Raw genomic sequence first — 19081 nt, forward strand, 5'->3', positions numbered from 1 at the left:
CACTTATGGTATCTATTAATATCATCAGCATTTTGTTGCAAACCACAGCTTCTTTTTACAATATTTTTAATTGAATTAAACGTATTTTTACTGCTTAAAAGCAAAGTGATTCTTTTTCCTAAAAAACAATAAAACTCTTCTTGTGCTTCTTTAGCATTATCTCTTGCATGGCATATCATCGACTTCTATGATATCTTAATATTTTCTGTTCTCTATGAATTTTTCTAATTAACCTATGGGGTACAGATCTCGAATATTAATAAAAGATAAGTTTAAAGAATTTTTCCATGCCTAAAACTGATATTGAAATTGCTCGCACTGCTAAAAAGCAACATATTGTTGAAATTGCACAAAAAATTGGTATCTCACATGAAAATCTCATTCCCTATGGCCATGATAAAGCTAAAATTTCTTCTGAATACATAAAATCGCTTAATAAAAATCCAGACGGTAAACTTATCCTTGTCACAGCTATCAATCCCACACCTGCCGGAGAAGGCAAAACAACAACAACAGTTGGACTAAGTGATGCTCTTAATCTTATTGGTAAAAAAACAATAGCTACCTTGAGAGAACCGTCTTTAGGTCCCTGTTTTGGTGTAAAAGGTGGTGCTGCTGGTGGTGGTTATGCGCAAGTCATTCCAATGGATGACCTTAATTTACATTTTACCGGTGATTTTCATGCTATTACAGCTGCTCATAATCTTCTTGCCGCAATGATAGATAATCATCTTTATTGGGGAAATACTCTAAACATTGATCCACGTCGCATTGTTTGGAAACGCGTTCTTGATATGAATGACCGTGCATTGCGCGATATTGTCATTTCATTGGGGGACATAACAAATGGTTTTCCACGTCAAGCAGGTTTTGATATTACTGTTGCATCAGAAATTATGGCGCTTCTTTGTCTCTCTGAAAATTTAGAAAACCTTACACAAAGACTCAAAAAAATTATTGTTGCTTATCGTTATGATAAAACGCCCATCACCGTTGCTGACCTCAATGCGGAAGGTGCAATGGCAGTTCTTCTCAAAGATGCTATACAACCCAATCTCGTACAGACAATTGAAAATAATCCTGTTCTCATTCATGGAGGACCTTTTGCCAACATTGCTCATGGTTGCAATTCAGTTATAGCAACAAAAACTGCTTTAAAACTTGCGGATTATGTTGTCACAGAAGCAGGGTTTGGAGCAGATCTTGGAGCAGAAAAGTTCTTCAATATCAAATGTAGGCAAGCAGGTATTGTACCAAATGCTACAGTGATCGTCGCAACTATTCGTGCATTAAAAATGAACGGTGGTCTGGATAAAAATAACCTGACAGAAGAAAATATTACCGCTTTAGAAAAAGGAGCTGCCAATCTTTTACGACACATAAAAAATATGAAGCACTACGGTATTCCTTGTGTTGTGGCTATCAATCATTTTGACAGCGATAGCGATGCTGAAATAAAAACATTACAAAAAATAGTTGCAACAACTGGACACAAAGCTATTATCTGTAAGCATTGGGAACAAGGTGGAAAAGGCGCTATAGAACTTGCACAAGAACTCGTTACCTTGATTGAAAAGCACGATTCTGATTTTAAAGTTCTCTATCAAGATGATATTCCACTCGTTCAAAAAATTAATTGTATTATAACAAAGCTATACGGTGGACGTGGCGCCATCATCTCAGCCCCTATTCTCAAACAACTTGAATCTTGGGAAAAAGAGGGGTTTGGCGTCTACCCTATTTGTATGGCAAAAACACCTTATTCTTTTTCTTCTGATCCCAAGCAATACGGCGCTCCTGTTGATTTTGAGATTCCCATACGAGAAGTTCGTCTCTGTGCGGGAGCCGGTTTTATTGTTGTCATTTGTGGAGATGTTATGACCATGCCGGGACTACCCCATTATCCCGCGGCTGAAAAAATTCATCTTGACGAAAATGATCAAATACAAGGACTTTCATAAATTTATAACCGTAAATTCTATCATTCATTATAAAAAGCGTTTTATTGTAAAAAAAATAGAATTTTAAAAAGCGATATAGACAAATGTCTTATTTATATGATATAAGTGCTTGTCCTTTTGGATATGCCTTTAAAAGGACGTAGGTTTTTTCCTATCATTTATGACACTGAAAAAAGCAGGATAGATAGTGCAAGTACTCGTTCGTGATAATAATGTTGACCAAGCGCTCCGTGCGTTGAAAAAAAAGATGCAGCGTGAAGGTATCTTCCGTGAAATGAAAATGCGTAGTTATTATGAGAAGCCATCTGAGAAGCGTGCTCGTGAAAAAGCTGAAGCTATTCGTCGTACACGTAAGCTTGCTCGTAAGCGTGCACAAAGAGAAGGTTTTGTTAGTAACGGACGAACTGTTGCGGTAAAGTAATATACTTTATGATATTATATAGCTGCATAACCAATAGGTAATAAGCTACTAGAAAATTTTTCTTCATAGGCGATTGCAATAAATTGCTTGTGTGTAGGTTTTTGTGTACAATGTTATCTAATATGTTAGTTATTTGAAAATAATAAGATTTCTATCATAAAGGTGGTTTTTATTTCACTCTTATATTTTAAAAATAGATAACAAACTACACTTTAGATATTTAAGCGACTTTTTCCTATGTGAATTGAGTGTGAGGTGTTTTATTATCACTTTTCACTATAATTTTCTCCTTCTGGATATCTCTTACATCACTGCTTCTTATGTACAAATTTCATGATGAACTTCTTTTTTGTCATTAAATATTCTACATCTTTCGATCATCCTAGGTCTGATTACAAAACAAAAATAACTATCGCAATATGCGATTGTGTGTAAAATATAATATCAAATTCATAATCCTCTTTCCCTTCAGTTATGTAACGAAACGATATAATTCCATAACTTTTTATATCTCTTGATTCTGTCTCTCTAAAGGATGACGAATTTCAACCACTGCACTACAGATTCTTTTTTCTTGATAAATTTCTTCTATTCATCACTTATGTAATTACCCTCATAATTGTATCGAATAAGCCCTTCTATTTCTTTCAACTTTCTTCTATACTGAGTTAGAGAAAAAGAAATTTGACAATAAACAGAGAAAACACTGTATTTTAATGTGGATGAATGTGCCTTTTATTACCATTGTTGATGGAAATATTTTTACAATTTAAATAACGAGTTAAAGTTTTTAACGCAGTGATTTGTTATTATAAGTAATTGTTTTTCATATTAATTAATAATTCTGAATAACGTAAAGTTTCTCAATGCCTTCTCATATTGAACCAATCAAGATTATCTTCTTGTACATCATAAGCGGGATTCGTATGCAAATAGAATAAAAGCTATTTAAGAAAAAACAAAAATGCTTCTTATGAACACCATAAATAATAGGAACTGCATAACATTGAAAGCTGGTAAATAGAACGATGAAGCCCGCTTATCTACCATACGGATAAGCATTATCATGGCATAAGATTAGAGTGTAGCAAATTTTATAAATGAATTATCACGAAAAAGTGTCCTGTTTAAATTAGCCCTTCATATATCAATCTACTCTATAATGTCGCTCATATTTTTACGCTTAAATGTTTTATTTATCGTATTATTTTGTTCATTCAAAACTTCTTTTCAAGCCACACAATAAATCCCTTTCTGAACAGCTCTTTGTTCATAGTATGCATACATGCACTTTTACTTCGAGAAACAAACTCAGAAAAGAGATGCAATACTTTAGCCCTAATTTCCTGTACAAAAACTGCTAAGGCTCCAGTAATACTTTACTGTTTTATCACGCGTACAGCTACATAAAAATCCAATGTTTATTTATATCTATCCCCTCATAAAAAAGATACGCACTAAGAAATATAAGCTTTTGTTTTCCTTATTTTGATATTTTTGTAGCAATTTTCTCATCGTTTAGATCTCTTTAACGAGCAGTGTGTCATACTTTTTATCAGTTTCCAGTCTTATCTTTCAGATTTTAAATTTCCAATATATGATGAAATAAAGGAGTTCGGTGTGCAAAATTCTCGTTGGTTTCGCGTTTCAATACTCGCATCATGTATCTTAATAGCAACAGTCATTGTATTAGGTTCACCTCATTTGTTGCATGCACAAACATTTAATCAAAATTTAGGGCCCAGTGGTTTACCACTTCCGCGATTTGCTTCGATTAAACCCACCAGCGTTAATGTACGCGTCGGACCAGGAAGCAACTATTCTATCATTTTTACTTACAAAAAGAAGGGCTTACCTATTGAAATCATTCAAGAATATGATCAATGGCGCAAAATTCGTGATGCCGAAGGCGATGAGGGGTGGGTGTATCAATCGCTTTTATCGGGAAAGCGAACTGCTATAACTATTCCATGGCAAAAAGATAAAACTAAAAGACTGATGCTACGAAAAAACCCCACCGACAACGCAGAACTTGTGGCAGAAGTAGAACCTAATGTCATTGGTAATATCCGCCAATGTGATGGACAATGGTGCGAACTAAATATTAATAATACGCGCGGATGGCTTCAACAACCACAGTTATGGGGAATCTATCCTGATGAAAAAGTAAAAGGCTGGTGAATACTCAAACTCAATAAGTTTAATTTTATTCCTTATTGAATATCCTCACTGCCTATCACAAGATCGATTTTTTGGTTTCAATCGCACGATTAAATCAACATGTGAAATTTCCATACCTTCTGGTGGCTTAGGCAAATTTCTAATAATGGGAGATTCTTCCAAATTGTAAGGAATATCAAGAATACGATTTTCACCTTCTATATAAAAATGGTAGTGATCAGAGGTATTGGTATCAAACCAAGTTTTTGAGCCTTCTACGGCAATAATCCGTAATAATCCCGCTTCCGTAAATTGATGAAGCGTATTATAAACCGTTGCTAAAGATACAGGTACACCTGCCCTCACCGCTTCCTCATAGAGCTCTTCAGCAGTAATATGGCGATTTCCTTGAGAAAAAATCATATGTGCAAGTTCCAACCGCTGACGTGTTGGACGCAGACCATTTTGACGCAAACGTTTTTCTAACATAGAAATGGAATAATATTGCACAATTTTTCCACACTCTTTTGTGCACTGTTGCTCTTCATTCATATCTAAATTGTCTGCACTCACTGACATATTACAAACCCAAATACATTCCTGCTAAATAAGATCAAAATACAAAAAATGGGAATAGTATGGTGTAATCTTGTATTCCATTTTTAAATAATTACCTATGTAGAATACATAAAAAAAGGCTTTTGTCATTAAAAATGATATAAAATCATTTCCCTCTCTTTAAAATTTGCTCTAAAAGTAGGTTGGGAAAAGCGCAGAAATTAAAGATATATGCAAATAAATGGAGTAACAATGGCTGAACAAAAGTCTCGCTACACATATGAAGAGCTTCTAAGCTGCGCTCGCGGCGAAATGTTTGGTAGAGGTAATGCGCAATTGCCAGCACCGCCAATGTTGATGATTCATCGAATCACTCAAATTAGTGAAACTGATGGTAAATACGATAAAGGAATGGTTCGCGCCGAATTTGACATTACACCAGACATGTGGTTCTTTAATTGTCACTTTATAGGCGATCCCGTCATGCCAGGATGTCTCGGACTGGATGGTATGTGGCAATTAACAGGTTTTTTTCTTGGTTGGCTAGGCGAACCAGGAAAAGGAAGAGCAATATCAACAGGTGAAGTAAAGTTATCAGGGATGGTAACTCCACAAACCAAAATTCTTGAATATGAAATAGATTTTAAGCGTATTCGACGTGGAAATTTAGTCTTAGGAATAGCTGATGGTTGGCTAAAAGCAGATGGAGAGACTATTTATAAGGCGAATGATTTACGCGTTGCTTTATTCAAAGAAGATTGAACGTTATTTCCGTCAGAAAGAACTTTTCACTATTCTGTATGGAACGAGGAGGTATGAATGCGTCGAGTTGTTGTAACCGGAATGGGAATTGTCTCCGCGATTGGAAATAACCCTAGAGCTGTTTTAACCAGTTTACGTGAAGCAAAATCCGGAATTTCTTACGCACCTCAATATGCCGAATTAGGCTTTCGTAGCAGAGTTTATGGCAAACCCGATATTAATATAGAAGAACTCGTAGATCGACGTGCTCTACGTTTTCATGGGCGTGGAACAGCATGGAATCACATCGCCATGGATCAGGCGATTGCTGATGCGGGTCTAGAACCGCATGAAGTATCGAACGAGCACACGGGTATTATTATGGGTTCTGGAGGTGCTTCAACACATTCAATCGTAGAAGCTGCTGACATTACACGCCAAAAAGGTCCAAAACGTGTTGGACCTTTTGTTGTCCCTAAAGCGATGAGTTCTACAGCATCTGCAACATTAGCAACTTTCTTTAAAATAAAGGGAATCAATTATTCAATCTCTTCAGCTTGTGCTACCTCCAATCATTGTATTGGTAATGCTTACGAAATGATTCAATATGGTAAACAAAAGCGCATCTTTGCCGGTGGCTGCGAAGATTTGGATTGGACACTATCTGTTTTATTCGATGCCATGGGCGCTATGTCCAGCAGATATAATGACATTCCTCACAAAGCTTCACGTGCTTATGATGTTAATCGTGATGGTTTTGTCATTGCTGGAGGGGCTGGCGTTTTAGTCCTTGAAGATTTAGAACTTGCTAAAGCACGTGGTGCAAAAATCTACGGAGAAATCGTTGGATACGGTGCGACATCCGATGGACATGATATGGTTGCCCCATCAGGAGAGGGAGCGGAGCGGTGCATGCGCATGGCTCTTGCAACAGTCAATAATAAAATTGATTATATCAATCCCCATGCGACAGCAACTCCTGTTGGTGATCCTCCTGAGATAGAAGCTATCCGTCGTGTCTTTGGAGCAGGTGATCAATGTCCCCCCATTTCTGCTACCAAGTCTCTAACAGGACATTCCTTGGGAGCAGCAGGTGTTCACGAAGCAATCTATACATTGTTAATGATGAATCATAATTTTATTTGTGAAAGTGCCCATATTGAAGAACTTGATCCAGCTTTTGCTGATATGCCAATCGTTCGTGAACGACGTGATCATCAACAACTGAATACCGTATTGTCGAATACTTTTGGCTTTGGCGGTACCAATGCAACGCTTGTTTTCCAACGTTATGTATAAACAAAAGCTCTTAGTAATTGAAAAAAGTACGGTCTTACGGAGAATAATATGAAAGGTTTGATGGAGGGCAAACGCGGCCTTATTATGGGAATTGCGAATGACCATTCAATTGCTTGGGGCATTGCCTGTCAGCTCGCACAAGCAGGAGCGGAATTAGCGTTGACTTATCAAGGAAATGCTTTTGGAAAACGTGTTCATCCCCTAGCAGATAAACTTGGGTGCAAATTAGTGCTAGAGTGTGACGTTGAAAAAAGTGAAAATATTGATTACGTCTTTGAGCAACTTGAAAAAGAATGGAAAACAATTGATTTTATTGTCCATGCCATTGGTTTTTCAGATAAAACTCAGCTAAAAGGGCGTTACGTTGATGTTACAACACGTGAAAACTTTCAACGCACGATGGTTATTTCAGCTTATTCCTTTACTGAAATTGCCCAGCGCGCGGGTAAGCTTATGCCCAATGGAGGAACACTTTTAACTCTTACCTACGGTGCTTCACAGCAAGTTGTGCCTAATTATAACATCATGGGTGTTGCTAAAGCAGCTTTAGAAGCTATGGTACGTTATTTAGCAGCGGACTTTGGTCCTCAAAATATCCGTGTCAATGCGATTTCCGCTGGTCCTGTTAGAACTTTAGCAGGTAATGGTATTGCAGCTGCGCGGGCAATATTTTCACATCAACGCCGTAATGCCCCATTACGGCGTACCGTAAATATTCATGAAATTGGAAAATCTGCTCTTTATCTACTCTCTGACTTATCATCAGGTGTTACAGGTGAAATCCATTATGTTGATTCAGGCTATAACATCATGTCTATGCCAATACTTGAAGAACTGAAAAAAAGTGACGATTCCCAAGAAGAATAAAATTTATTTCATTGCACTAAAAAAGAAAATAAATCATGTCCATAGTGCTTTAATCGGGTATTGAGTACTTTCTCAGCTATATAATAGTGTATTGACTTATAATAATATGACGTAAGGCATATGTGCAAATGTTTGTAAGAATAAGTCAATACAAAACCAGATGTACGATGCCTTGTTTCGCAAAATATTTTATAAAAAGCCGGAGTATTTCTTCAATCCATGGTTGATAAAGTGTGTATTTTATGACGTTATTTACCTTACTAAAGCATACGCTTTTGTCGTTGCTTATAAATCAATATCCAGCCCTCATGCTACCGTAGTTTGAAACAGAGATTAGAGAATTATTAAAATCCTTAGTTTCAGCTTTTGTGTAGCAAATTGAAAAAAATATTCCTACCGTTTGATTTATTCTTGAAACGCAAATACAATCTAATTTAGGACGAATATGAAGGCGTAAAGAAATCAATCATTAATCTTACTATTATTCTTTAATGAGGCTTTACGATTTTAAAAGCATGTACATCAATGTTTTTTTAATAATGGAGGTTACGCTTTACCTCACACCTTTATTTTTCTTGTTCTTTAATGAAAGCATTTCTCTGATGTGTCAGGTAAAATAGAACACCCAAAAACACTATAGCTGTTTCTCCTTCATGCATTTTTTAAAGATATCTCTCAATGCACGCCATTCCATTTCACAATGGTACCTGTAGAACGTATAAAAAATCCCTGTGAAGTACATAAAATCCTTTTTTTACCACCATTTTAATGTTTATACAGATGACAAACCGACACCGTCATTTTACTTGCCATGTTCTAATATTGAAACAACCCTTGACACTTGAGATGATTCATTAGAAGTATCTTTAATAATTTTTATCCACATACTAACCCGCTTGTGACAAGCAAACACATATTTTTAATTAACTCAATACAAAAATAAAATGAATTATTTATATAAATCAATTTTTTATCTTTATAATCACATGATTTTTCAGTGTAAATGACAGCCACAAACAAGTATAATAACATTTTTTTCAATCTTAGACTTTCAAAGTTATAATTCCAAAAATCATTTCTTGCATATAAAAAACAGAATTGACATGTGAGAAAATAAAAGACTTAAATATTTCTACTGAACAGCTTCAAGTGCTTAGAGCTGTCTCAACATTGGGGGGTGTAATGATGCTCGGCTTCCTCCTTCATAAACGTAAAGATGGGGATGTGCACAATGGCTTTATCGTTACACTATTCACGGTTACCGTCGCGAAGGGGACTTGGAAGTTTTAAGAGAGGTCTCTTTAAAACAAGCGCGTGAATATACAACAGCTATCGTGTTTTTTTGGGCGTTCTATTTTACCTGACACATCAGAGAAATGCTTTCATTAAAAAATGAGAAAATAAAGGTGTGCGATAATCTCCATTATTTAAAAGATATTGCTTTAGATAGCGTAAAATTGAATTTAAAAATGATTGTAGAAATGGGAACTGATTTTCAGCTTTAAAATTTCATCTTCTTCCCAAATTAGATTGTCTTCTTGTTTTAAAGAATTACAAAAACAGAGATTCATAATATCCCTGCCCCGATATTCTTAACTTATACGTTACATAAATAAGATGCTTCTACCTAATGAGTCTTGTATTATTCTGTTTGCAAATATCATTGTGAGATGAATTTAAGAGACAATAAAAATATCTTGTTCATTACATTACATAAACATGTGTAAGTGGAAACGATAATTTATCTTCAAAGAGATAGCTCTTAGATAAAAGCAAAAACTTTTATATTTCAGCCATGTTTCATAAAGAATCGAATGATATGAATCTATAATTTGCTGGAATATGACTATCTTATACAACCATCAATAAAATCTATTTTATATGTCTATCATAGCATGTTTCTATTTTTTACGATTTGAATTATTAAAAAACAGGATATCATTGTATTTCGTCCTTGAGGGCGCGGCTTAGTAATGTATTTGCCGCTTCAGTTATGTTTTTACCACAATAGAGAATTTGATAAATTTGTTCTACAATGGGCATTTCTACCCCAATACGCTGCGCCAACGTATGTACTTCCTTGGTATTTAAGTATCCTTCCACAACCTGACCAATTTGTTTTTCCGCTTCTTTTATATCTATTCCTTTACCAAGAAGTATTCCAAAACGACGATTACGTGACTGATTATCAGTACATGTCAAAACCAGATCACCTAAGCCTGTCATTCCCATAAATGTGGAAAGCTCAGCACCCATAGCCCCCCCTAAACGACTGATTTCAGCTAGTCCTCGTGTGATAAGAGCTATTCGTGCATTTGCCCCAAAACCTATGCCATCTGATATTCCTGCACCAATAGCAATAACATTTTTGACTGCTCCCCCTAATTGAACACCAATCATATCTGAACTTTTATAAACTCTAAAACTTTTGTCACAATAAAAAAGTTGCTGCAATTCTTTACCAAACTCAACATCAGAAGCTGCTATCGTCATTGCAGTAGGCCAACCAATAGCTAGTTCTTGAGCAAAAGTTGGTCCAGAAAAAACAGCTAAAGGAATTTTTTCACCTAAAATCTCACGAGCAACCTCTTGTAAAAAACGTCCAGTACCATGTTCTAAACCTTTTGTAGCCCAAATAACACGTGAATGCTGATCTAAATAAGGCTGAATATTACACAAAACTTGATGAAATACATGGCTTGGAACTGCGATTAATATATTGTGACTCGCCGTTATTGCAGTTTCAAGCGAAGCTTCAAGTAATAAATTGTCAGGAAATCGAATATCGGGCAAATATACTTGATTACAACGTTGTTCCTGTAATTCCTTGATATGTTGAGGACTATATCCCCAAAGTAAAACATTATGACCATTACGGGCAAGAGCTATCGCTAATGCAGTACCAAAAGAACCAGCACCAATAACTGTCATTGCAACGGTTTTCATTAAGTTTTCTGATTCTTCTCTAAATTTTTGATTTCAATTGCATATTATTATTACAAATAACTTTAATGCTATCTTTAATATAAATTCTGTAAATCTAAAAACATTACTGCTTCGTGTTTTTTTATCTCACACAACATAAAAACTTGTTTCTCACATTCTCTTTCTTTGTAGTAAATTTTACAAACATCACTTTTTGTATATTCTACAAATAGCTATTTATCTCAAAAATTAAAGCTTGACTAAATACCCCACGGACTTTCTCTTTTAAATTAAAAGTATATTCAAAATAATGATACTCATATCCACTGATATCTTGTACTTCTTCCCTTCTTTATATCCTACGAATTTCTTCTACGAGCTGATACATGCCGCATCAGCTCCATAGATATTTCTAACAACTACTCCACAGGAAACTGTGTATTTGGATCTTGATCCATGGGTATTTCTGGACCAGGCGCTTGATCTACAGGAGTTTGCGTACTTAGACCTTGCCCCATGGGTATTTCTGAACCAGGCGCTTGATCTACAGGAGTTTGTGTACTTAGACCTTGCCCCATGGGTATTTCTGAACCAGGCGCTTGATCTACAGGAGTTTGCGTACTTAGACCCTGCCCCATGGGCATTTCTGAACTAGGTGCTTGATCTACAGGAGTTTGTGTACTTAGATCCTGCCCCATGGGTACTTCTGAACCAGGTGCTTGATCTACAGGAGTTTGCGTACTTAGACCCTGCCCCATGGGCATTTCTGAACTAGGTGCTTGATCTACAGGAGTTTGTGTACTTAGATCCTGCCCCATGGGTACTTCTGAACCAGGTGCTTGATCTACAGGAGTTTGCGTACTTAGACCCTGCCCCATGGGCATTTCTGAACTAGGTGCTTGATCTACAGGTGTTTGCGTACTTAGATCCTGCCCAATGGGCATTTCTGAACCCTGTATCTTTTCTGGCTGTTTTCTTACGGATATATCTTTGTTTGATAACTGCTCAGACACTGAAGAATCATCTCTACTTGATATTTCCGGTTCAATAACACGTCCTGAACCACCCATCATATTATAATTTAAATGAGAAATAGCCCACCAAGTTCCCCCAATAATAACAAAAACGCAAATAGCAGCAAACCATAACGCGCTTAAATTCCACTTGGCGTCTGGACCAGAATTCAAGTGCAAAAAGAAAACAATTTGTACTATAATCTGAATAATCGCCATCCCAATAAGATACGCAACCTTTGTACTAACTGCCCAACTCTCCATCATTCCATACATCACAGGAACAAAAGAACCCAAAGTGAAAAATACAGCCAGAATAAAACCAACCAAATAGGAACCAGTACTGGGACCATGTGTTTCATTTTGCACGCTCATCACAACGCTCCTAATAGATAAACCATGGTGAAAACACCAATCCATACAATATCAAGTAAATGCCAAAAAATGGAAAGGCATGCTAAACGTGTTTTATTGTTCTGATCCAAACCATTACGACGAAGATGAAAAAACATCACAACCATCCAAAGAAGACCAACACTTACATGAAGTCCATGGGTGCCAACCAAAGCAAAAAATGCTGACCAATAAGCAGAAAGAATTTCCCGTCCAAAAAGCTGTAAACCTGTTGCAGGATCAATACCCGCATAAGCATTTGGATCGTAATAAAAAACCTCACTCAAAAGTTCATGAAATTCGTAAAGTTCCATACCAATGAAGCAACACCCCAATACAAAGGTAATAGCCATCCATAAACGCACACCACTGATGTTATTTTTATGTGCTTGTACCATTGCAAAGCCATAAGTGACGGATGAAAACAACAAGAAAGCAGTCTCAACCAAAACAAACTTTAAATCTATAAACTCATTACCCGCTTTACCACCGCCATAAGAAGCAGAAAATACAGCAAAACTTGAAAATAATGTCGAAAACAGGATTAAGTCTGAAAGAATATAGACCCAAAAACCAAACGTCATTACCGAGCTACTATCGTGGTGAAGTTCATCTATAGTACTCGCGTTATTCATTGTTACAGCACTCATACTGTCACTCCTTGTTCTTTAAGAACAGCCGTAAAGGCATCTTCAGTTTTTTGCACTTCTTCAGCTGGAATATAGTAACCATGATGATCACCTGTTAATGAATGACACACAAGCGTTGCAATAAAACCAACCAGTCCAACCGCAACAAGCCACCAAATATGCCAAACAAGTGCAAAACCAACAACTAATGAGAAGAATCCTGCAATAATTCCAGCAGATGTATTTGATGGCATATGAATTTTTGTAAATCCACTTGTCGGCCGTTGATAACCACTTTTCTTCATATTCCAATAAGCGTCATCAGACTGTATCTTTGGAAGGAGGGCAAAATTATAGGAAGGAGGCGGTGAAGAGGTAAACCATTCAAGTGTACGTGCATCACCCCAAGAATCATTTAATGTTACCGGTAAGTGACCTTTATGCTTAATACCGTACCAAATCGCCAAAACAACCTGTAACACAAAACAAAGAATACCAAGTAAGATAATACAAGCACCTAATGCAGCAATAATAAACATCGGCTGCCAACTAGGTTCCATGTAATGCTGAAGACGACGCGTCGCCCCCATTAAACCAAGCGCATAAACGGGGAAAAAGGCAAGGTAAAAACCAATAAACCAACACCAAAAAGATGCAATACCTAGTATGCGATTTGGTTTATAACCAAAAACTTTTGGAAACCAAAATGCAATCCCCGCTAAGTACGCAAAAACCACACCTCCAATAATTGTATGATGGAAATGTGCTATCAAAAAGAGCGAATTATGAAACTGCCAATCAGCAGGGACAATAGATAATAAAACACCGGTTAATCCACCACCAACAAATGTAAAGATCATGCCCATGCACCAAAGCATTGGAGGCTCAAAGCGAATTCGACCTTTATACATCGTAAGCAGCCAATTAAAGACTTTTACACCTGTTGGAACTGCGATGATCATTGTCGCAATACCAAAGAAAGTATTTACAGCTTCACCGCCACCCATTGTGAAAAAATGATGTCCCCAAACAAGAAGCGAAAGAATCAAAATAACCAACATGGCCCATACCATCGAAGTATAACCAAAGAGGCGCTTTGAAGAAAAAGTTGACACAACTTCAGAAACAATTCCAAAAGCAGGAACAACCAAAACATAAACCTCAGGATGACCAAAAACCCAAACATAGTTAATCCATACCATCGGATTTCCGCCACCAACATTAGAAAAGAAATTCATGCCCAAATAACGATCGCATGCCAAGAGTGCAAATGCTACGGCCAAGACAGGGTAAATAACTAAAATAAGAACATTGCTGACAAAAGCACTCCAACAGAAAATAGGCATTCTCATCATTGTCATTCCAGGAGCACGCATTTTAATCATCGTTGCAATAAAATTTACTGATCCCATTGTTGTTGCAATACCAGAAAGCTGAAGTGACCATAAATAATAATCTACCCCTGTATCTGGACTCGTTTGCAATTCTGTAAAAGGTGGGTACATCAGCCAACCACCACGACCAAAATTACCAACACCTAGGGATATGTTAATTAATATTGCCCCCGCAGCCGTAATCCAAAAACCTAGATTATTTGCAAAGGGAAAAGCAACATCACGCGCACCAATTTGAAGCGGTATAAGATAATTAAAAAGACCAAATAAAATAGGCGTGGCCATGAAAAAAATCATGATCGTACCATGCGCCGAAAAAATTTGATCAAAATGCTCAGGGGGCAAATAACCCGCTGTTTCACTCCCAAGAGCTAAAGCTTGATGCGTTCGCATCATAAGTGCGTCCGCAAAACCGCGAACAAGCATAATAATTCCAAGAACGATGTACATAATACCTATGCGTTTATGATCAACCGTTGTAATCCAATTTCGCCATAGAATTCCCCACCACCCAAGTGCTGTTAAAGCAATAACAGCAATTAAACCAACCAAAACAATCGCAATACATGTATACAAAACGATCGGTTCATGTGCAAGCGCATGAAAAGCACCTGCCGTAGGATCTGTAAGTCTTCCAAACATTTCTCAACCCATTTCAAATGAAATTCAAGTTTAAAAGAAACCTTTGTTAAAAGGGCTCTTTACTTTATTGACTCTGTTAAATAACATCAGGATCAAATACTGAACATAGTGCACCCCACAGCGTCTGAGCAGCAGCACGTTTCATTAAATCTTCATTACATACCGTCTTTTCATCGACACATCGATTAACAACACGATAGTAAAGCCGCTTCTCAACAGGTGCAAAATAACGAACTTCAGCATCTTTTTCCTTCGCAGCAATATCACCCATACGAGGCGCAATAGAAAGTTGACGATAAGATGCACGATCAAGTACTCGACCATTAGCCCGAGCTTTTACAATCCAATCCTCAAAACCCTGCAAAGACACAGAATGCCACTTAAACCGCATACTCGAAAAACCATCACCACTGTAATTTGCTGAGGCTCCTTTGAATACTCCTTGCTCTTCAGCGACCAAATGCAACTTAGCATTCATCTGCGGCATAGCGTAAAGAACTGTACCCAATTTGGGAACCCAAAAAGCATTGACAGAATTCTCTGACGTTAATTGCAATAAAACTTGACGTCCTTCAGGCGCATAAATCTCATTAATCGATGCAACACCATATTCAGGATAAATAAAAAGCCATTTCCAATCAAGAGCAACAGCATCAATCTGTAATGGCTTTCCTTCACCCACAACTTCCACTGGAAGAGGATTTGTAGGTTCAAGCTTATAGGTATAATAAGCTGTTAATGAACCTAAAACCATTACAATTACAACTGGAATACCCCACATCAATGCTTCAATTTTATTTGAATGCGCCCAATCAGGAGAATAGTCCGCTTTCATATTCGATGCACGATATTTTATAGCTAAAAATACCACACTCACCATAACTGGGATGACAATACAAAGCATCACCACCACACAAACAACGATCAAAATGAGCTGTTGACGTGCAACATAACCTGATGGCTGTATAACATCAATTTTACAACCAGACAAAAGCAGTGCTCCCCCTAAAATCACAAGCATTTCTAATTGTCTAACAAAGCTTTTCACCTTTATTTACCCCCGTCATACGCACTAAAAATTGTCATAAATATATACCTCACATTGTACAGATTTGAAAATAATTATCAAGAGAATTCAATGCCTATATTACTCTTATTAAACGCCTACTCTTTATCTATCACAATTTAATTGTTTTGCTTAATTGTTTTGCAATATACTCAAGTGCAAACCAATATCCATCACCTCCACACCCAGTTATGACAGCGTCTACACCTGCAGATGTATAAGAATGGTGACGAAAAGCTTCACGCTGATAAATATGAGATAAATGAACTTCTACTTTCGGCCCTGAAAACATTTTTAGGGCATCAAGAAGTGCAACAGATGTATGACTGTAAGCCGCTGGATTAATGATCAATCCAGAACTTGCCTCTATTGCTTCTTGTATCCATGCTACTAATTGCCCTTCACAGTTACTTTGATAAAAATTTATTATAATATCATTTTTTTTTGCCCATTCTCTGCATCTTTTTTCAATATCTTCTAGAGTTTCAGTTCCATAAATTTCTGGCTCACGTTGACCTAGAAAATTTAAATTAGGACCATTTAAAATTGTTATTATCTCTGACATAGCAAGCCTTTTTTTTCAGACCTATCACTTATTAAAAAAATATTTAGCATGTTTTTACGGCAATAAAGCTCCATCCTTAATCTCAAAGAATTCTGCGCGTCCTTTTAAGTCATCGAATAAAAGACGATCTGTTCCTGTCATAAATGTTTGTACAGCTAAATCATCAAGAATATCAAATAGAGCAGCACGTCGATGCGAATCAAGATGAGCAGCCATTTCATCAAGAAGAAGAATGGGAGATCTTTCCGATATCATACCTGTTAGACGTGCATGACACAAAACTAAACCTGTCAGCAGCGCTTTTTGTTCACCTGTTGAACAAGATGTTGCTGCTCTATTTTTATCAGCATAAAAAACCTGCAAATCTGCACGATGTGGTCCTTCTAACGTCCGACCAGCAGCACGATCCATTGCGCGATTATGCCGTAATCGATCACAAAATTGTTCTTCAACTTCAGTTGCTGATATTTCACTAAGAGCTGTTTCCAAAAAACCATCAATTTGCAAAAAAGCTCGTGGAAAAGGTATCTGTGATGGCATTTGCGTAAACATGTCATTTAAAAGACGAATAACATCAACACGCGCCGCAGAAATAGCTGTCGCCAGTTCTGCCATCTGCTTTTCTAAAGCATCAAACCAAGCACAATCTTCATTTCCATCTAAAAACAAACGATTACGTGCGCGCATAGCTCTATCATAATCGGCTATACGGCGCCTATGCAAGGGATCAATCGCCAAAACCATACGATCCAAAAAACTACGGCGCTCAAGTGAAGGACCTGTAAAAAGACCATCCATAGACGGTGTTAGGACACTAATATGACAATAATCTGTTAGGCAATCACTCGACTCATTCACACCATTAATATGGACCTTTCGACTGTTATCGCTAACCTCGAAAGCTGTACCAATCTTTACTTCACCATAAAGAGCGCATTCAAGACGCGCAAATACAACAAATCCTCCACCACCATCTACAAAGCTAACGTCAGAATAAACAGCGCGCCGCAAACCACGGCCAGGAGAAAGAAAAGATAACGCCTCTAAAAGATTCGTCTTACCAGCACCATTATGGCCAGTAAAAACCACATGCTGACCAGAAAAATGAATATTGAAAAAAGAATAATTGCGATAACGTAAAAGCTTCAGCTGCCTCACTGCCACTTTGTGCACATGACTGGCCATACATTGCAAAACAACCGCCCCTAAACGCGAATAGGCATCAGTACATAGAGCACATCCACATCATCATTATCACGAATCAGAGCGGGTGCTCCAGCCTCAGCCAACATAAAAACCATCTCATCGCTTGAAAGCTGCCCAGCAATATCCAAAAGATAACGTGAATTAAACCCTATCTCAAGCGGTTCAGATGCATAAGTTACTGATAATTGATCTTCTGCACTGCCCGAATCTGGGCTATTAACAACAAGCCTTAACTGTCCATGCTCAATCGTTAATTTAACTGCACGCCCCCGATCACTTGAAATCGTTGAAACACGATCAACGGCAGAAGAAAAGTCCTGCCTATTAACAATTAATTCTTTATCATTTCCAAGAGGGATAACACGTTGATAATCTGGAAATGTTCCATCAATTAATTTTGATGTAAAAATCACAGAGCCTATAGAAAAACGAATTTTTGTCTCTGAAAGCTCTATACACACATCACTATCATTTTCTTCTGAAAGAAGTTTTTGCAATTCTCCTACAGCTTTACGGGGAACAATAACACCAGGCATTCCCTCAACACCCGAAGGAGCTTCCATCTCAACTTGTGCCAAACGATGACCATCAGTTGCAACCAAACGCAATTTCAAAACATCATCAATAATAATATGGAAATAAATACCATTAAGATAATAACGGGTTTCTTCAGTAGAAATGGCAAATTGTGTACAATCAAGTAAATGTTTTAAGCCTGATGCCGATAAAGAAAAACGATAAGCAAACTGCCCAGGAAGCGACTCTGGAAAGTCTGACTTCGGAAGACATTGAAGCTGAAAATGTGCACAACCCGAAACCACGGACATTGTACCTGCTTGATTCTCATCGACGGATAATACAACTTCATTGCTATCAGGAAGTTTTCGAATGATATCATAGAGCAAATGTGCTGGAACAGTTGTTGCTCCAGCTTGTTTAACATTAACTGCAAAAGATTCCATAACCTCTAAATCAAGGTCTGTTGCTTTTAACTGTACACGGCCATTTTCTGCATCAATCAACACATTCGATAAAATAGGAACAGTATTACGGCGCTCTACCACACGGTGAACCCGACCAAGAGACTTGAGAAATTGACTGCGATCAACTGTAATACGCATAAAAGCCCCGTATGATTTACTAAAAACTAATAAGAATTCTTTAGACTTAAAGAATAGACCCTCTTTAAGAATCGCCTGCTAGAGTTTATTAAACCTCTCTTAAAATGGCAAGTCACTCCT

At 37.2% G+C, this 19081-nt stretch carries 15 protein-coding genes; 6 read left to right on the forward strand and 9 right to left on the reverse strand.

All coding sequences use genetic code 11. The features are described from left to right. The first annotated feature begins 287 nt into the window (after positions 1–287). The 3 genes from ACFILU_RS04265 to ACFILU_RS04275 all read left to right on the forward strand — a co-directional run bounded on the left by ACFILU_RS04265 (position 288) and on the right by ACFILU_RS04275 (position 4563). Entirely contained in the window at positions 288–1961 is a 1674-nt protein-coding gene (locus ACFILU_RS04265; protein WP_375674892.1) for a formate--tetrahydrofolate ligase, read from the forward strand. 187 nt (positions 1962–2148) lie between these two features. Further along, on the forward strand, positions 2149–2382 hold the full coding sequence (rpsU, locus tag ACFILU_RS04270; RefSeq protein WP_012754552.1) for a 30S ribosomal protein S21: 234 nt from the start codon (positions 2149–2151) through the stop codon (positions 2380–2382). A 1620-nt stretch (positions 2383–4002) separates the two neighbouring features. Further along, the gene (locus ACFILU_RS04275) at positions 4003–4563 is read left to right on the forward strand and encodes an SH3 domain-containing protein (protein ID WP_026500127.1); all 561 of its coding nucleotides are present in this window, start codon (positions 4003–4005) and stop codon (positions 4561–4563) included. 45 nt (positions 4564–4608) lie between these two features. On the opposite strand, the gene irrA is transcribed toward ACFILU_RS04275, so the two are convergent. Further along, the gene (irrA, locus tag ACFILU_RS04280; RefSeq protein WP_375621953.1) at positions 4609–5121 is read right to left on the reverse strand and encodes an iron response transcriptional regulator IrrA; all 513 of its coding nucleotides are present in this window, start codon (positions 5119–5121) and stop codon (positions 4609–4611) included. A gap of 231 nt (positions 5122–5352) precedes the next feature. Here irrA and fabA point away from each other — a divergent pair, with 231 nt between their 5' ends. The 3 genes from fabA to fabI are packed head-to-tail and all read left to right on the forward strand — an operon-like array spanning position 5353 to position 8007. After that, positions 5353–5862 (forward strand): 3-hydroxyacyl-[acyl-carrier-protein] dehydratase FabA, encoded by a 510-nt coding sequence (fabA, locus tag ACFILU_RS04285; RefSeq protein ID WP_273722474.1) that lies wholly within the window; start codon positions 5353–5355, stop codon positions 5860–5862. Positions 5863–5919: 57 nt separating this feature from the next. Continuing rightward, positions 5920–7140: a beta-ketoacyl-ACP synthase I gene (gene fabB, locus ACFILU_RS04290; RefSeq protein WP_273790283.1), complete on the forward strand. Its 1221-nt coding sequence runs from the start codon at positions 5920–5922 to the stop codon at positions 7138–7140. A 48-nt stretch (positions 7141–7188) separates the two neighbouring features. Further along, positions 7189–8007, forward strand: coding sequence for an enoyl-ACP reductase FabI (fabI, locus tag ACFILU_RS04295; RefSeq protein WP_273790282.1), 819 nt, complete (start codon positions 7189–7191; stop codon positions 8005–8007). A gap of 1938 nt (positions 8008–9945) precedes the next feature. Here fabI and gpsA read toward each other — a convergent pair. The 8 genes from gpsA to dnaN all read right to left on the reverse strand — a co-directional run bounded on the left by gpsA (position 9946) and on the right by dnaN (position 18961). Beyond that, positions 9946–10953 (reverse strand): NAD(P)H-dependent glycerol-3-phosphate dehydrogenase, encoded by a 1008-nt coding sequence (gene gpsA / locus ACFILU_RS04300; protein WP_375630496.1) that lies wholly within the window; start codon positions 10951–10953, stop codon positions 9946–9948. A gap of 398 nt (positions 10954–11351) precedes the next feature. Beyond that, positions 11352–12320 (reverse strand): cytochrome o ubiquinol oxidase subunit IV, encoded by a 969-nt coding sequence (gene cyoD, locus ACFILU_RS04305; protein ID WP_375674894.1) that lies wholly within the window; start codon positions 12318–12320, stop codon positions 11352–11354. Next, on the reverse strand, positions 12320–12988 hold the full coding sequence (locus tag ACFILU_RS04310) for a cytochrome (ubi)quinol oxidase subunit III (protein WP_375654271.1): 669 nt from the start codon (positions 12986–12988) through the stop codon (positions 12320–12322). Before ACFILU_RS04310 ends, cyoD begins: the two co-directional genes overlap by 1 nt. Further along, a complete protein-coding gene (gene cyoB, locus ACFILU_RS04315; protein WP_273790278.1) occupies positions 12985–15003 on the reverse strand; it encodes a cytochrome o ubiquinol oxidase subunit I in 2019 nt (672 codons plus the stop codon). Before cyoB ends, ACFILU_RS04310 begins: the two co-directional genes overlap by 4 nt. Positions 15004–15079: 76 nt before the next feature. Further along, complete coding sequence (gene cyoA / locus ACFILU_RS04320) at positions 15080–16051, reverse strand: ubiquinol oxidase subunit II (RefSeq protein WP_375654273.1); 972 nt, start codon at positions 16049–16051, stop codon at positions 15080–15082. Positions 16052–16181: 130 nt separating this feature from the next. Beyond that, positions 16182–16634 carry a type II 3-dehydroquinate dehydratase gene (gene aroQ, locus ACFILU_RS04325; protein WP_375630506.1) on the reverse strand — a complete coding sequence of 151 codons (453 nt, stop codon included), beginning with the start codon at positions 16632–16634 and terminating at the stop codon, positions 16182–16184. Between the two features lie 54 nt (positions 16635–16688). Beyond that, on the reverse strand, positions 16689–17819 hold the full coding sequence (recF, locus tag ACFILU_RS04330; RefSeq protein WP_273790275.1) for a DNA replication/repair protein RecF: 1131 nt from the start codon (positions 17817–17819) through the stop codon (positions 16689–16691). Between the two features lie 20 nt (positions 17820–17839). Then, the gene (gene dnaN, locus ACFILU_RS04335; protein ID WP_375674896.1) at positions 17840–18961 is read right to left on the reverse strand and encodes a DNA polymerase III subunit beta; all 1122 of its coding nucleotides are present in this window, start codon (positions 18959–18961) and stop codon (positions 17840–17842) included. Between the last annotated feature and the right edge of the window lie 120 nt (positions 18962–19081).

This window comes from Bartonella sp. CL100XZDX (genome assembly GCF_042195375.1).
GTDB lineage: Bacteria > Pseudomonadota > Alphaproteobacteria > Rhizobiales > Rhizobiaceae > Bartonella.

What these genes read in the sequence shown, in the direction of transcription:
- ACFILU_RS04310 (WP_375654271.1), bottom strand. Translation starts at nt 12,988, where the DNA reads ATGAGTGCTGTAACAATGAATAACGCGAGTACTATAGATGAACTTCAC.
- aroQ (WP_375630506.1), bottom strand. Translation starts at nt 16,634, where the DNA reads ATGTCAGAGATAATAACAATTTTAAATGGTCCTAATTTAAATTTTCTA.
- fabA (WP_273722474.1), top strand. Translation starts at nt 5,353, where the DNA reads ATGGCTGAACAAAAGTCTCGCTACACATATGAAGAGCTTCTAAGCTGC.
- gpsA (WP_375630496.1), bottom strand. Translation starts at nt 10,953, where the DNA reads ATGAAAACCGTTGCAATGACAGTTATTGGTGCTGGTTCTTTTGGTACT.
- fabI (WP_273790282.1), top strand. Translation starts at nt 7,189, where the DNA reads ATGAAAGGTTTGATGGAGGGCAAACGCGGCCTTATTATGGGAATTGCG.
- recF (WP_273790275.1), bottom strand. Translation starts at nt 17,819, where the DNA reads ATGGCCAGTCATGTGCACAAAGTGGCAGTGAGGCAGCTGAAGCTTTTA.
- dnaN (WP_375674896.1), bottom strand. Translation starts at nt 18,961, where the DNA reads ATGCGTATTACAGTTGATCGCAGTCAATTTCTCAAGTCTCTTGGTCGG.
- cyoB (WP_273790278.1), bottom strand. Translation starts at nt 15,003, where the DNA reads ATGTTTGGAAGACTTACAGATCCTACGGCAGGTGCTTTTCATGCGCTT.
- irrA (WP_375621953.1), bottom strand. Translation starts at nt 5,121, where the DNA reads ATGTCAGTGAGTGCAGACAATTTAGATATGAATGAAGAGCAACAGTGC.
- fabB (WP_273790283.1), top strand. Translation starts at nt 5,920, where the DNA reads ATGCGTCGAGTTGTTGTAACCGGAATGGGAATTGTCTCCGCGATTGGA.
- cyoD (WP_375674894.1), bottom strand. Translation starts at nt 12,320, where the DNA reads ATGAGCGTGCAAAATGAAACACATGGTCCCAGTACTGGTTCCTATTTG.
- ACFILU_RS04265 (WP_375674892.1), top strand. Translation starts at nt 288, where the DNA reads ATGCCTAAAACTGATATTGAAATTGCTCGCACTGCTAAAAAGCAACAT.